9 protein-coding genes are annotated in these 14,778 nt (G+C 26.9%); 4 read left to right on the top strand and 5 right to left on the bottom strand.

What is annotated here, in order from left to right; translation table 11 throughout:
• Positions 1–47: 47 nt before the first annotated feature.
• The 4 genes from thrC to dksA form a co-directional block, all read right to left on the bottom strand.
• Positions 48–1,340 (bottom strand): threonine synthase, encoded by a 1,293-nt coding sequence (thrC, locus tag U0T58_00890; GenBank protein ID XBC42457.1) that lies wholly within the window; start codon positions 1,338–1,340, stop codon positions 48–50.
• Between the two features lie 3 nt (positions 1,341–1,343).
• Positions 1,344–2,273: a homoserine kinase gene (gene thrB / locus U0T58_00895; protein XBC42458.1), complete on the bottom strand. Its 930-nt coding sequence runs from the start codon at positions 2,271–2,273 to the stop codon at positions 1,344–1,346.
• A gap of 19 nt (positions 2,274–2,292) precedes the next feature.
• Positions 2,293–4,740 carry a bifunctional aspartate kinase/homoserine dehydrogenase I gene (gene thrA / locus U0T58_00900; protein XBC42459.1) on the bottom strand — a complete coding sequence of 816 codons (2,448 nt, stop codon included), beginning with the start codon at positions 4,738–4,740 and terminating at the stop codon, positions 2,293–2,295.
• A 682-nt stretch (positions 4,741–5,422) separates the two neighbouring features.
• Positions 5,423–5,878 carry an RNA polymerase-binding protein DksA gene (gene dksA, locus U0T58_00905; GenBank protein XBC42460.1) on the bottom strand — a complete coding sequence of 152 codons (456 nt, stop codon included), beginning with the start codon at positions 5,876–5,878 and terminating at the stop codon, positions 5,423–5,425.
• Between the two features lie 350 nt (positions 5,879–6,228).
• On the opposite strand from dksA, the gene truA reads away from it, so the two are divergent.
• The 3 genes from truA (at position 6,229) to secA (ending at position 12,497) form a co-directional block, all read left to right on the top strand.
• Positions 6,229–7,032 carry a tRNA pseudouridine(38-40) synthase TruA gene (truA, locus tag U0T58_00910; protein XBC42461.1) on the top strand — a complete coding sequence of 268 codons (804 nt, stop codon included), beginning with the start codon at positions 6,229–6,231 and terminating at the stop codon, positions 7,030–7,032.
• A 179-nt stretch (positions 7,033–7,211) separates the two neighbouring features.
• On the top strand, positions 7,212–9,440 hold the full coding sequence (mrcB, locus tag U0T58_00915; GenBank protein ID XBC42462.1) for a penicillin-binding protein 1B: 2,229 nt from the start codon (positions 7,212–7,214) through the stop codon (positions 9,438–9,440).
• A 540-nt stretch (positions 9,441–9,980) separates the two neighbouring features.
• Positions 9,981–12,497, top strand: a complete 2,517-nt coding sequence (secA, locus tag U0T58_00920; GenBank protein ID XBC42541.1) for a preprotein translocase subunit SecA — start codon at positions 9,981–9,983, stop codon at positions 12,495–12,497.
• 355 nt (positions 12,498–12,852) lie between these two features.
• On the opposite strand, the gene coaE is transcribed toward secA, so the two are convergent.
• Positions 12,853–13,515 carry a dephospho-CoA kinase gene (coaE, locus tag U0T58_00925; GenBank protein XBC42463.1) on the bottom strand — a complete coding sequence of 221 codons (663 nt, stop codon included), beginning with the start codon at positions 13,513–13,515 and terminating at the stop codon, positions 12,853–12,855.
• 142 nt (positions 13,516–13,657) lie between these two features.
• On the opposite strand from coaE, the gene U0T58_00930 reads away from it, so the two are divergent.
• Positions 13,658–14,707, top strand: a complete 1,050-nt coding sequence (locus U0T58_00930; protein ID XBC42464.1) for a GMP reductase — start codon at positions 13,658–13,660, stop codon at positions 14,705–14,707.
• Positions 14,708–14,778 lie beyond the last annotated feature (71 nt).

A 14,778-nucleotide genomic window follows, 5' to 3' on the forward strand; every position in this document is an offset into this window, starting at 1 on the left:
TTCGTTGTATATAGAGAAAAGCTGAGTCTCTATATACAAATGATGTTTTATTTTTTTAGTAGAAATTTTTTTAATATAGAGAAGCGAGGGCAGATATTATACGATAATAATGGTAATTCAACTCGGTTAGCTAATTCTAAAGGTAAAGATAGAGTTATATTTAATATTTTTTCTACGGTTTGTTTAAATTTAGATGGATGTGCAGTACCTAAAAACAAACCAAATTCGTTATCTTTTAATTTGTTTTTTAACAAATTATATGCTACTGCTGCATGTGGTTCTGAAATATAACCATTTTTTTTTAGATTTTTTAAGCTATCTTCTGTTGAACTATCAGAAACACTGCCAAATCCTAATTTTTTTAAAGACCAAGATTTTCTTTTGCATAGTTCTTCTACTCTTGGCCAATTGCTTGGTTGACTAATATCCATTGCATTAGAAATGGTTGATATAGTTTTTTTAGGTAACCATTTTCCTGTATTAAGAAATCTTGGAATTGTATCATTAGAATTAGTAGCTGCTATAAATGATTTTATAGGGAGTCCTAAAGATTTTGCTAGTAATCCTGCGGTAATATTACCAAAGTTTCCACAAGGAACAGATATAACTAAATTTTTTTTTTGTGTACTATTAATTAAAGAAAATGCTTCGAAATAATAACATATTTGCGCGAATAACCTACTAATGTTAATTGAATTTGCTGAGTTTAGTCCTATAGATTTTTTTAGTTCGTGATCTTGAAAGGCTTGTTTGACTAAATTTTGGCATTCATCAAAACTTCCATTTACTGAAATAGTCGTTATGTTTTCTCCTAATGTACAGAATAGTTTTTCTTGAAGTTCACTAATTTTCCCTTTAGGATATAAAATTATAACTCTTACATTTTTCATTTTGTAAAATGCATGAGCAACTGCAGCTCCAGTGTCTCCAGATGTAGCTGTTAAAATTGTTATAGTTTCATTTTTATCATGATTAAGAAAGTAAATAATTTGCGCCATAAATCTTGCTCCGAAATCTTTAAAGGCTAGTGTAGGGCCATGAAAAAGTTCTAAACAAGCTATGTTTTCTGTAATTGGGACGATTATTGGAGTGGTGCAAGAAAATGCTGTATTTACTTGTTCCGATAACTTTGAACTACAGATTTCTTTTCCTATAATCATAGATAATATTTTACTGCTTCGTTTTAAAAAGTTCATTTCTAATAATTCTAATAGTTTTTCATATGGAATTATTGGCAATTTTTTTGGAAAAAATAGTCCTTGTTTTTCTCCTAGTCCAAGTTTCACAGCTTTTGAAAAGCTAACTTCTTCTTGTATATTTTTTAGGTTATAAAGTTTCATTGATTATCCTATTTGACGGGTTCCTATAGTATCTAGTTTACAAATGTGAACAAATCCTTTATTGGTTTGAAGATAATTTTTATTGAGCCATTTTTGTATGTTCTTTGCAATTTTTAAATTATCTGAAATAGCAAAAATTGTTGGTCCAGATCCTGATATCCCACATCCTATAGCTCCTATTTTTTTTATTTCTTTTTTGGTTTTTAAGAAATTAGGTAATAGTTTAATTCGATATGGTTCAGCAATAACATCGTTCATAAGTTGTGAAGCTAATATAGGTTGTTTTGTATATAAAGAATGAATAAATCCAGCTAGGTACCTACTATGTTTAATACAAATGTCTTTACTATATTTTAAAGGTAACATGGTTCTAGCGTCTGCTGTTGTTATTTTTATTCCAGGCCAAGCGATAATCCATAACCAATTTTCAAAAATAGGTAATTTTTGACATATGATGTTGTTTTTATTGATTATTAATTGTAATCCACCTAAAAAACATGGTGCAACGTTGTCATAGTGTATACTACCAGATATTTGACCTTCTAGTTTTCCCATTAGAAGTAATAATTCTGTTTTTTTTATTGGATGGTTGAAATATGTATTCATAGCAGTGATAGAAGCAACTACGGAGCAAGCGCTAGATCCTAATCCTGATCCAATTGGCATATTTTTTTCGAGAACAATAGTAATTGGAAGATTTTTTTTAAGAAGGGAACAAAAGTAAGTCCAACACTTCCAAACTATATTATTATCAACATTTTTTGGTAATTGGTGTGAGAAAGTGCCTTTGTTTATTAAACTAAATGTTTTTGAAGGAGTGATTGTAACGACATCTCCTAAAAATGATCCATCTATCGGTGCAATTGCAGCACCTAATACGTCAAATCCAACGCCTACATTTCCAATTGACGCAGGAGAATAAATTTTTATCATTTATTTAAGCTCTCCTTATTTATAACAATGTTCGCAATATATCAGAAAATACTCCAGCAGCAGTCACGCTGTTTCCTGCTCCATATCCTCTTAATACTAGTGGGATGGGATGATAGTATTTACTATAGAAAGCTAACGCGTTCTCTCCATTTTTAATTTCATATAGTGGATCGTTTTTATCAATTTCATCTAATTTTACTTGACATTGTCCTTTTTTTGTAATAATTCCAATAAATCTTAAAGTTTTTTTTAATTTTTGTGCATTTTTCATTCGGTTAGAAAACATTTGATCTAATTTTTTAAGTTGCATCATAAAATCATTTGTGTTTGAAAGATAGTTAAATTCATTAGGCAATATAGATTCAATTTTAACGTCTTTTAATTCTAATTTTATTCCTACTTCTCGAGCTAATATTAATAACTTTCGTGCTACATCTATTCCTGAAAGATCATCTTTTGGATTAGGCTCAGTAAGTCCGAGTTCTTGAGCTTGTTTTGTTGCTTCAGATAGCGATATGTTTTCTTCTAGCTTTCCAAAAATAAAAGATAATGAACCTGATAAAATCCCTCTAAAATGTATTAGTTTATCTCCAGCATGAAGTAAATTTTTTAGATTGTCTATTATAGGTAAACCAGCTCCCACGTTAGTTTCATATAAAAATTGTTTTTTGGAATGTGAGGCAGCTGATCTAATGTCTTGATAGTATTTTAAGCTTGATGCATTGGCTTTTTTATTAGATGTAACTACGTTGAATCCGTTAGTAAGCCATAGAAGATATTGATAAGCTATGTTTTGATCGGAAGTGCAGTCAACGACAACTGGATTTATTAGAGTATTGTTTTTAGAGAGATTTATTATATCATTTACATTGCATGAATTAGTTGACATAGAAAATTTTTTGTTCCAATCATTTAAGTCAATTCCTTGCATGTTTTTTAGAAATATTTTGGAATTTGCAATTCCACAAACTTTTAAATCTATATTTTTTGATTTTAACCAATTTTGTTGTGTTTTTATCTGATTTAATAAGGTTGCACCTACACCACCAATTCCAATTAAAAACAATTCGATTGTTCTAAATTTTGTAAATAAAATATGATGTATTGTTTGTATACTAGATACAGTGAAATCATTATTTATTACTATTGAAATGGAATTTTCAGAAGATCCTTGTATAATAGCAAATATATCTATATTAGTTTTAGATAGTGCTAAGAATATTTTTGAAAAAGTATTTTGTTGAGTTTTTATTTTTGATCCTATTATAGATAAAATGGCTAATTTTTTTATTATTTTTATGGGATTTAACAATTTATTTTTTAATTCTAATTGAAATTCATTTTTTAATATGTTGCGAGCTTGTTTCATACAACTTTGAGGTATACAAAAATTGATATTATTTTGTGGAGAAGATTGCGTAATTAGTATTATCTCGATACCGTTTAAAGACATTGCAGATAAGATTCGAGATGCTACTGCAAGCATGTTACTTATTTCTGATCCAGAAATATAAAACATAACTATGTCATTTAAATAGGTAATTCCTTTTATAGGAATTGTAGTATTATCAGAGTTTTTGCATATTATGGTACCTTCAGAACATGGATTGTCAGTGTTTTTGATTAAGCATGGAATTTGAAATTTTTTAAGTGGAGAAATAGTTTTTGGATGTAGTACCTTTGCTCCGAAATAAGAAAATTCTATAGCTTCTTGATATGAAAGGAATTTTAATAGTTTAGCGTTGTGTACAGTTTTTGGATCGCATGTATATATTCCATCTACGTCTGTCCAAATTTCACAAATAGTTCCTTTTAAACAAATAGATAAGATAGCTGCGGAATAATCGGATCCATTTCTTCCTAAGGTTACTAGATTTTTTTCTTTGTTTCCAGCAATAAATCCCGCCATTAATATAATATGATCACTAGGTATATGTAGTGAATTAATTTTTTTTGTAGACGCGTAAATGTCAATAGTAGAGTCTAAATAATTTCCTATTGCAACTAGACTTTTTACGGGATTAATAATGGTAATTTTTTGGAATGTAGATTTTAAAATATTTTCCATAATAGCTACAGATAGTAGTTCTCCATAACATATTATTTTAGCACGAATGTTATCTGGACATTGGTTCAATAAATTTATTCCATCAAAAATACGTTTTAATTTTGAAAATTTGTTATTTATAATTTCTGTAACTGTATTATATGAGAAATTGTTTTGTTTTTTATTTATATTAAAAGTTATTTTAGAAAAAATGTTTTTTATTACAGTTATATCAGATAATACATTTTTTTTATTGATTGCTTTTTCAATGGTATTGACCAAAAAATTAGTAACTTTTTCTGGTGCAGAAAGTACAACCGCTATTTGTTCTTTTTTAAAGTTTCTTTTAATAATTTTAGCTACAGATAAAAATTTCGTTGCATTGGAAAGTGAAGTTCCACCAAACTTGAGTATTTTCATGTTTGAAGTATTCCTGAAATAATATAAGAAAAGCCCACACTTGGCAAAAGGGTAAGCTCTTTTTTGCATATATAGTTTAGTTTAGATTAATTTTAAGTATATTATTAGACATAAATATATGCTTATGAATAAAAATTATTTATGTTTTTATTTTTAAAGATATACATTATTCTTAATAACTATTTGTAATTTAAAATATATTGAACTCATTATTACAGTATGATATCGAATTTATTATTTAATATATTACCATATCTATGGTAAAAATATTTTTTATTTAATAAAATATGTAAGACATTTATAAAAATATGTTTTCTAAAATAGAATATTTATCTTGAAGATATTCATACTATATATAATAATAAAATTATAAAATAAATTTTAATTATATTAGTCATTTTCTTAATTTTTATATATTTTTTATATTACTAAATTAATGTAACAGAAATCTAGTTTAGTTTGAGTTGTTATATTTAAATTGAATTGAATATGTTTATTAATGAGTTAAAACGGAAATTGTTAAAATTATAAGAGAACAGTAGTAATGAAATAATTTTATTTTATTAATAAATATAGATAAAATACTTATGTAGATAAATTTCATATGGTACATTTTAATATGGAATGAAAGTGAAACGGGTAGAATCCCGTTCACTATGATATTTTTAATTACATAAAATGTTTATCCTAGCATTTGTTTTTCTCTAATCTCTGCTAATGTTTTGCAATCTATGCATAAATTAGCAGTAGGTCGTGCTTCTAATCTTCGTATTCCAATTTCTACTCCACACGAATCACAATATCCAAAGTCATTTTCTTCAACTTTTTTTAAGGTTTTTTCTATTTTATCTATTAATTTTCTTTCTCTATCTCGATGACGTAATTCAAAACTAAATTCTTCTTCTTGCACAGCTCGATCTATAGGATCTGGAAAATTTGTAGCTTTTTCTTGTGTGTATAATTTTTTTTGAGGTATGTTGTTTTTTAGTTGAGCAGCCCAAGCTAGAAGGATTTTTTTAAAATGATTAATCTGTTTCATATTCATATATTTTTCATTTTTTGAATTTTCATAAGGTTGTACTCCTGCCATAAACAGTATACTTAGAGAAGATCTTTTTTTATTTTTTTCTTTTTGCATAACATATTCCATAAATATATTGCATTTGAAACAAAAAATTTAACTTCATAGTTTTATAGTAGACGTTTTTAATGCAACATGTGAAGTTAATCTATGTTATTTATTTTATACAGAAATTATCATATTTTATGATAGAAAAATAATTTTATGTGCAAAATTTTTTAATTTTTATAATGTATTAATAATATCAAAATATAAATTTGTTGTAAATTTTATACTTTTTAAAAATAAATTTATTATTTAAAGTAACGAGTATTACATAAATTAGATTAATTGTAATAATTAATTGCATAGTTATTATAGATAATAGAATAATATTTTAGATTTTTCATTGTAGCTTAGGATATTTTATGAATAGAACAGTTAATTATGTAAAAATTGCATTAGGGATTGAATATCAAGGTAGTAATTATCATGGGTGGCAATATCAAAAGTCAGCATTAAATGTTCAAGAAAAATTAGAATCAGCATTATCAACTATAGCTGATCATAGAATAAATGTTTTTTGTGCAGGAAGAACTGATTCTGGTGTGCATAGTACTGGGCAGGTAGTTCATTTTTATACCTCTTCTGTAAGAAGTCGTAGTTCTTGGATTTTTGGAGTAAATCGATACTTACCAAGAGATATCTCTGTGCTATGGAAGAAAGAAGTCCCGGAATTTTTTCATGCGCGTCATAGTGCTTTATCTCGTAGATATCGTTATATAATTTATAATTATAAATATCGTTCATCTATTTTTTCGAAGGGATTATATAATTTTTATAAAAAGTTAGATATTTCAAAGATGAATCGTGCTGCTCAATATTTGATTGGTGAACACGATTTTACTTCATTTAGAGCTATTAATTGTCAATCAGTTAGTTCTATTCGTAAAATTATATCTTTAAAAGTGTTTAGCATACATCGATTAGTAATTATTGATATTACGGCAAATGCTTTTTTATATCATATGGTGCGTAATATTGTAGGATGTTTAATGGAAATAGGTGTTTCTAAACGCAGTGAACATTGGATAAAGGAATTGTTGTTATCTAAGGATAGACGGTTGGCATCTCCTACGGCTAAACCTGAAGGTTTATATTTGGTAAAAGTAACTTATCCTAATATTTTTAATTTACCGAATACGTCGATTGGTCCTTTTTTCATATATTAATAAGTACAATATTAGTACTTTACATAAATATTTATGTATTTTTTGAAGCTTTGAAAAAGTATATTTTATGATGTTTCAATTAATGATTTTTATTAGAATTATTAGTTGTTTTTCGTAATTTATTTTTCACGTTTGTATTTTTAAGATTTTTGTGCAAAATTTTAGAGGTTAATTAGTAAATGCGTAAAATAAACATAAAATTGAACGCAGTTTATTTAGCTATGACTTTTTTAATATTATTTATTTTAATAATAATATATGGATTTTTTTTATACATTAAAATTACTACTTTCATAGATAGAAGGATATGGCAATTTCCTACGTTAGTATATAGTAGAATAATTACTTTAGAACCTGGAAATTATTATACTAAACAGGATATGATTTCTATATTAAAAGGAATGCAATATCAACATGTATCTATGTTAAAACAACCTGGAGAATTTGTTGTAAAAAAAAATAGTATAACCTTAATAAGGCGGTCTTTTGATTTTCCTGATGGAATAGAAGAGAAAATTTGTGCTAAATTATATTTTTCTAGTGATAAACTAATAAAAATTAAAAATGTATTTAATAATCATAATTTTAGTATATTAAGGTTAGATCCTCAGTTAATTACTATATTACATCCTCCTAATGGAGAACAGAGGCTTTTTTTGCCTAGAAAATATTATCCTAAAATGTTGATTGATGTGTTATTGACTGTAGAAGATCGATATTTTTATCATCATGATGGAATAAATGTTTATTCTATTTTTCGTGCTTTTTTAGCTAATATTAGTGCTGGGTGTACTATTCAAGGTGGAAGTACTCTTACTCAACAATTAGTAAAAAATTTGTTTTTAACTAATACTCGATCCTTATGGAGAAAAATAAATGAGATATATATGGCGTTAATTATGGATTGGAAATATAGTAAAGATCGAATTTTAGAGTTATATTTGAATGAAGTATATTTGGGACAAGATGGAGGTAAACAAATTAGAGGATTTCCATTAGCAAGTTTATACTATTTTGGTCGTCCCATAAATGAATTAAATCTTGATCAATGTGCACTATTAGTAGGTATGATGAAGGGGGCATCTTTTTATAATCCTTGGAACAATCCTAAAATGGCATTAAATAGGCGTAATATAGTGTTACATATGTTATTGCAGCAAAATGTTATTAATAGTAATTTATATAATGCTCTTATAGTAAAATCCTTAAAAGTTAAATCTCGAGGCGATATTATTTCGTCTCAAACTGCATTTTTGCAAATTGTTAAACAAGAATTGAAAGAAAAGTTAGGCGATAAAATTAAGAATTTATCAGGAATAAAAATTTTTACTACATTAGACCCAACGTCTCAAACATCTGCAGAGCACGCAATAGAACATGTTATACCTTTGTTAAAAAAGGAAAAGGATCTCGAAGATTTAGAAACAGCTATGGTGATTATTGATAGAATTAATGGGGAAATTCAAGGTGTCTTAGGTAGTTCTAATCCGAAAATTTTAGGATATAATCGCGCTATTCAAGCTCGTCGCTCAATTGGTTCATTGTCTAAACCTATAACGTATTTGACTGCTTTATCTCAGCCAGAAAAGTTCAATTTAAGTACTTGGATTTCAGATCAACCTATTGCTATAAAATTGAAGAATGGAAAATTATGGAAACCTCAAAATAACAATTTTAAGTTTTCTAAAAAAGTTATGTTGATTGATGCTTTGATTAACTCTATTAATATTCCTACAGTTCATTTAGGTATGCGATTAGGATTAGGGCAATTAGTCAAAACTTGGATAAAGTTAGGATTAAGTTGTGAACAAATACTTGCGATTCCTGCTATGTCTTTAGGTTCAATTAATTTAACCCCTATGGAAGTAGCTAAGGTATTTCAAGTTATAGCTAGTGGAGGTAATAGATCTCGTTTATTTGCTATTCAATCAATAATGTCTAATGAAGGCGTTACGATATATAGTCGTATTTCTCAATCTGAAAGAGTAACATCGGTACAAGCTACATATTTAATATTGTATGCTATGCAATCAGTTGTTAAGTATGGTACTGCAAAGCAGTTGGGAATGTCATTTAAAGATGTTTCTATAGCAGGTAAAACAGGAACAACAAATGATTTAGTTGATAGTTGGTTTGTTGGAATTGATGGAAAACAAGTAGTAATAGTTTGGATTGGAAGAGATAATAATAAATCTTCAAGATTCTATGGATCTTCTGGAGCTATGAAAGTTTATAATTATTATTTAAAACTTCATAAACCTCAATCTTTGATTTTAACTCCTCCCGAAAATGTTAATATGTTAAACATTAGTTTTGAAGGAGATATAGTGTGTAATACAAGTTCTGATAATAGATTTTATCGTCGTTTGCCAATATGGAATAAAACTGGAGTAATTCTTTGCAATTAGATATTTATCTGAAATAATTTTTAATAATTTTTTAGTAGGATAATGTTTAGCTAATTGTAATTAATTTTATGTATTTAATAGTTTTTAGTAGAAATAAGGTAAATTTTGAGTAGTGTTTTAAAAAATTAAAACAATGGGTATTTTCATTACAATAATTACATAGCAATTTATTTTAATTTTTTGTTTTAAGAAAGTAACAACATTTTTAGTTTTAAATTTGAGTATATATTGTTTATAAACAAATATTGTGCATATGAATATGTAATGTCTAACTTTTATTTATGATTATATATATAATATTTTTATAATTTTGTTTAAAATTGTTCAGAAATTTTATATAGAATTATTTATAACATATTTTATATTAGTTTTTCTATTTTAAATAATATATTAATGAGTCAAAATTACTTAATGACATATAGAAAATAGAGATAATTTCTACTTTTTGTGTGTTAAATGCTATTTATGTAATTTTTAATGAGCTTTTTATACAAAAGCATAACGTTTTAATATTCTATTTAAATATGAGTATAAATGAATATGATAATCAAATTTTTTAGTAAATTGTTTAGTAATCGCAATGATCGGATATTAGAACAAGTAAAAAAAATCACGGAAGAAATTAATGATTTAGAAAGTAAATTTACAAAATTTTCAGATAAACAATTAAGAAATCAAACCGATGTTTTTAGATCTCGTCTAAAAGAGGGTTATAAATTAAATGATTTATTATCAGAATCGTTTGCTGTAGTCAGAGAAGCTAGTAAACGAGTGTTTGGAATGCGTCATTTTGATGTTCAATTATTAGGTGGAGTGGTATTGCATCATAGATGTATTGCAGAAATGAGAACAGGTGAAGGTAAAACTTTGACAGCAACTTTACCAGTATATTTGAATGCTTTAGCAGGAAAGGGCGTTCATGTTGTGACTATGAATGATTATCTTGCTCAAAGAGATGCAAAAAATAATCAAATTTTATTTAATTTTCTTGGTTTAACTGTTGGCGTTAACATTTCAGGTATGTCTCACGAACTAAAAAAAAGAGCTTATTTTTCCGATATAACATATGGTACTAATAATGAATATGGATTTGATTATTTAAGAGATAATATGATCTATTCAAAGAAAGATAGAGTACAAAGAGGTTTAAATTTTGCATTAGTAGATGAAGTTGATTCTATTTTAATAGATGAAGCACGTACACCGCTGATTATTTCTAGAGATTCAGAAGACAATTCAGAATTATATTTTAAAATTAATAAAATTGTACCAAAATTAATATTTCAGAAACAAGAAGATTCAGATACATTTTCTGGAATAGGACATTTTTCTGTTGATGAAAAACAACGTCAAATTAGTTTAACTGAAAGAGGTTTAATAGAAGCTGAAAAATGGTTAGTTCAAGAGAATTTAATAAAGAGTTCAGAACTATTATATTCGTCTAAACATATTATGTTAATGCATCATATTATAGCAGCTTTACGGGCTCATAACTTATTTTTTAAAAATATAGATTATATTGTTAAAAATGAACGTGTAATTATTGTTGATGAACATACTGGAAGAACTATGCAAGGAAAGAGATGGTCAGATGGTTTACATCAAGCAATAGAGGCTAAAGAAAAAGTAAAAATAAGGAGTGAAAGTCAAACATTAGCATCGATTACTTTTCAGAATTATTTTCGATTATATAATAAATTATCAGGAATGACTGGTACTGCGGTAACGGAAGCAGCTGAGTTTAGTTCCATTTATGATTTAGATACAGTTATTATACCAACTAATTGTCCTATGGTGCGAAATGACATGCCTGATTTAGTATATATGACTGAATTAGAAAAAATAGATGCAATTATTAAAGATATCGAAAAATGTATGAAACGGAATCAGCCTGTATTAGTTGGAACAACATCTATCGAAAAATCTGAATTAATTTCTAAACGTTTAATTAAATTAGGTATTAAACATAATGTTTTAAATGCAAATTTTCATTCTAGAGAAGCTGACATTATTGCTCAAGCTGGAAAATTGCAAGCAGTTACTATTGCGACTAATATGGCAGGGAGAGGAACTGATATAGTGTTAGGTGGAAGTCTAGAATTAGATTCAATAGAAAAAAGAACGTTTAATGATAAAAAAATAAGGTATCTTAAAAGAGAATGGAAAAAAGAACATGATCTTGTTTTAAAATCTGGTGGATTGCATATTATTGGGACAGAAAGACATGAGTCTAGAAGGATAGATAATCAATTAAGAGGTCGATCTGGTCGTCAGGGAGATGTTGGCTCTTCTCGATTTTATTTGTCTATGGAAGATTCTTTGCTTCGAATTTTTTCTTCTGATCGTATTGTTAAAATTATGAAAGTATTAGGTATAAAATATGGTGAAGCTATTACTCATTCTTTTGTAACTAAAGCAATTTCTAGTGCTCAAAAAAAAGTAGAAAGTCGAAATTTTGATATTCGAAAGCAATTATTAGAATATGATGATGTTGCAAATGAGCAACGTTGTATTATTTATCATCAAAGAAATTGTATTATTAATTCTAACAGTATTAGTAGTGTTATTAAAAAAATTTATGATGATGTATTTACTAATGTTATTAATAAATATGTAAAAAAAAATTTATTAAAGGAACAATGGAAAATATCTGAATTAGAATTGTGTTTATATAAGGATTTTAATTTAGTTTGTCCAATTGCAAAATGGTTGAATAACGATAGTACGTTGTATGAAGAAGAATTAACTAAAAAGATTTTACAATATGTTAATAGGAACTATGAAGAAAAGAAAAAAGTTATTGGATTAAATAATATAGGTAAATTGGAGAAATCGGTTATGATTGAAACGTTAGATGCATTTTGGAAAGAACATTTATCATTTTTAGAATGTTTACGTCAAGGAATTCATTTGAGAGGTTATGCACAAAAAGACCCTAAGCAAGAATATAAGAGAGAGTCTTTTATTACGTTTTCTGCTATGTTGGAATTGTTAAAGTACGAAGTAACTTCTACTTTATTTAAAACTCATTTTATAAATAAAGATACGATGTTTTGAATATGTATTTAAAAAATTGTTGTGATTAAATGTTAAATAATAAAAAAATCAAATTTTAAGCATATATTTTATAAAATTATGCAAAATTAAGTTATGTTACTTGATAATTTTATGGAATTTAAATTGCTGATTTAACATTAATTGATAATTTATATATGTCAAGTTACAATGTGTATTTTAATATGTTATGTATTAATTACATGTAGGAACATTTAACAAAAGTTGATGTATTTTAAATATTTTTATTTATATATAAAAATTTTTAGTTTTTAGGGATAGTTATAATACTGATGATTATAATGTTTCTTTGTATAATATATGGTTTTAAGTGATGTTTTAGTGCTTCATGTTTTGTTCAAAGGGTTTTGATATACTTATTACTTTCATAGTAAAAAGTATGTTGTTGTAGTCTATTAAATCGTGTTTTTGTTAACTTTAAGTAATGTTCGTTTAATCTTTTTATAGATGAGTTTACAACATCTATTGTATTAGTGTTATCTATAATATCATCCGCAATTAATAAGCGTTCTAATCGAGTGGCTTGAGTAGAAATAATTAATTTAGCTTGTATTGCATTAATTTTATCTCTTTTTATAGTTCTTTGAAGTTGTTGTTGTATGGGTATATCAACTAGTAATATTCGATTTACGTATCGATATAATTTCATTTCTATTAAAAGGGGAATTACACATAAGCACCATGGAGATGTTACTTGTTCTAGTTTTTTTTTCATTGTTTTGATTATTATGGGATGTAATAGTTTTTCCAACCAGAGCTTTTTTATTTTATGAGAAAATATATAATTTTTTAGAGTTTTTCGATTTATTGATCCGTTTGTTTTTAGAAATTGCATTCCAAATTTTTTTATAATTTTATTTATTATTGTTTGATCATATTTTAAAATGTTTCTTGTAATTGTATCGGTATCAACAACTTGTATGCCGATGTTTTTAAATAAATTTGATATGGTAGTTTTTCCGCTACCAATCCCTCCTGTAAGAGCTACAATGTAAGTCATAAGATATAAGTTTGAAGTTATGTGTTACAAGTTGATCTGAATTTTTTCAGATATGTCTTATTATGTAATAATAACATTTATTATAAACTGTTTTTTTGAAAAAAAACAATATTATTTTGTTTAAAATAGAGATTATTAATTTATGCGTATTGAAGAAGATATCAAGTTGGGATTTAAAGATGTTCTTATTCGTCCAAAGCGTTCTATATTAAAAAGTCGATTACAAGTTGATCTTACTCGTCATTTTGTTTTTAAAAATTCAGGAAAAACATGGAGTGGGATTCCTTTGATTGCTGCTAATATGGATACTGTAGGTACATTTTGTATGGTTAAAGTATTATCTTCATTTCATGTATTAACTGCGGTTCATAAGTATTATTCGTATACATGTTGGAGAAATTTTATTTATAGTGTTTCTGATACTGTGTTAAAGTATGTCATCGTTTCTACTGGTATGTCAGAAGAAGACTTTGAGAAGTTAAAAAAAATTTTATCCTTATCGTCTAAATTAAAATATATTTGTATTGACGTAGCTAATGGTTATACTGAGCAGTTTGTTTCTTTTGTGAAGAAGGTACGAGAACATTTTCCAGAGAAAATTATTTGTGCGGGTAATGTAGTTACTGGAGAAATGGTAGAAGAGTTGATTGTGTCTGGTGCTGACATAATAAAGGTAGGTATAGGTCCTGGATCTGTGTGTACTACTCGTATTAAAACTGCTATAGGGTATCCACAATTGTCTGCTGTTATTGAATGTTCAGATGCTGCTCATGGTTTAGGTGGGCAAATTATAAGTGACGGAGGATGCATTGTTTCAGGAGATATAGCAAAAGCTTTTGGAGGTGGGGCAGATTTTGTAATGTTAGGCGGAATGCTAGCGGGACATAATGAATGTGAAGGATTAGTTTTTGAGGAGGATAATAAAAAATATATGATTTTTTATGGTATGAGTTCCAAACCTGCTATGGATCGTCATATAGGAGGGGTAGCAGCATACAAAGCTTTAGAAGGTAAAGTAGTAAAATTATTGTTTCGTGGTTCAGTTGATAAAACGATATGTGATATTTTGGGAGGACTTCGTTCTGCGTGCACTTATGTAGGTGCTTCAAGCTTAAAAGAATTAACTAAACGTACAACATTTATAAAAGTTTCTGAACAAGAAAACAAAATATTTAATGATCAAGAGATATAAAGTTTTATTTTAATATGAGATTAAGGCAACGATGAGGTAATAATGTATATTGTAATAGTTGTTTTGAAGTA

It is taken from the genome of Buchnera aphidicola (Meitanaphis elongallis) (assembly GCA_039830015.1).
Lineage (GTDB): Bacteria > Pseudomonadota > Gammaproteobacteria > Enterobacterales > Enterobacteriaceae > Buchnera_B > Buchnera_B aphidicola_AU.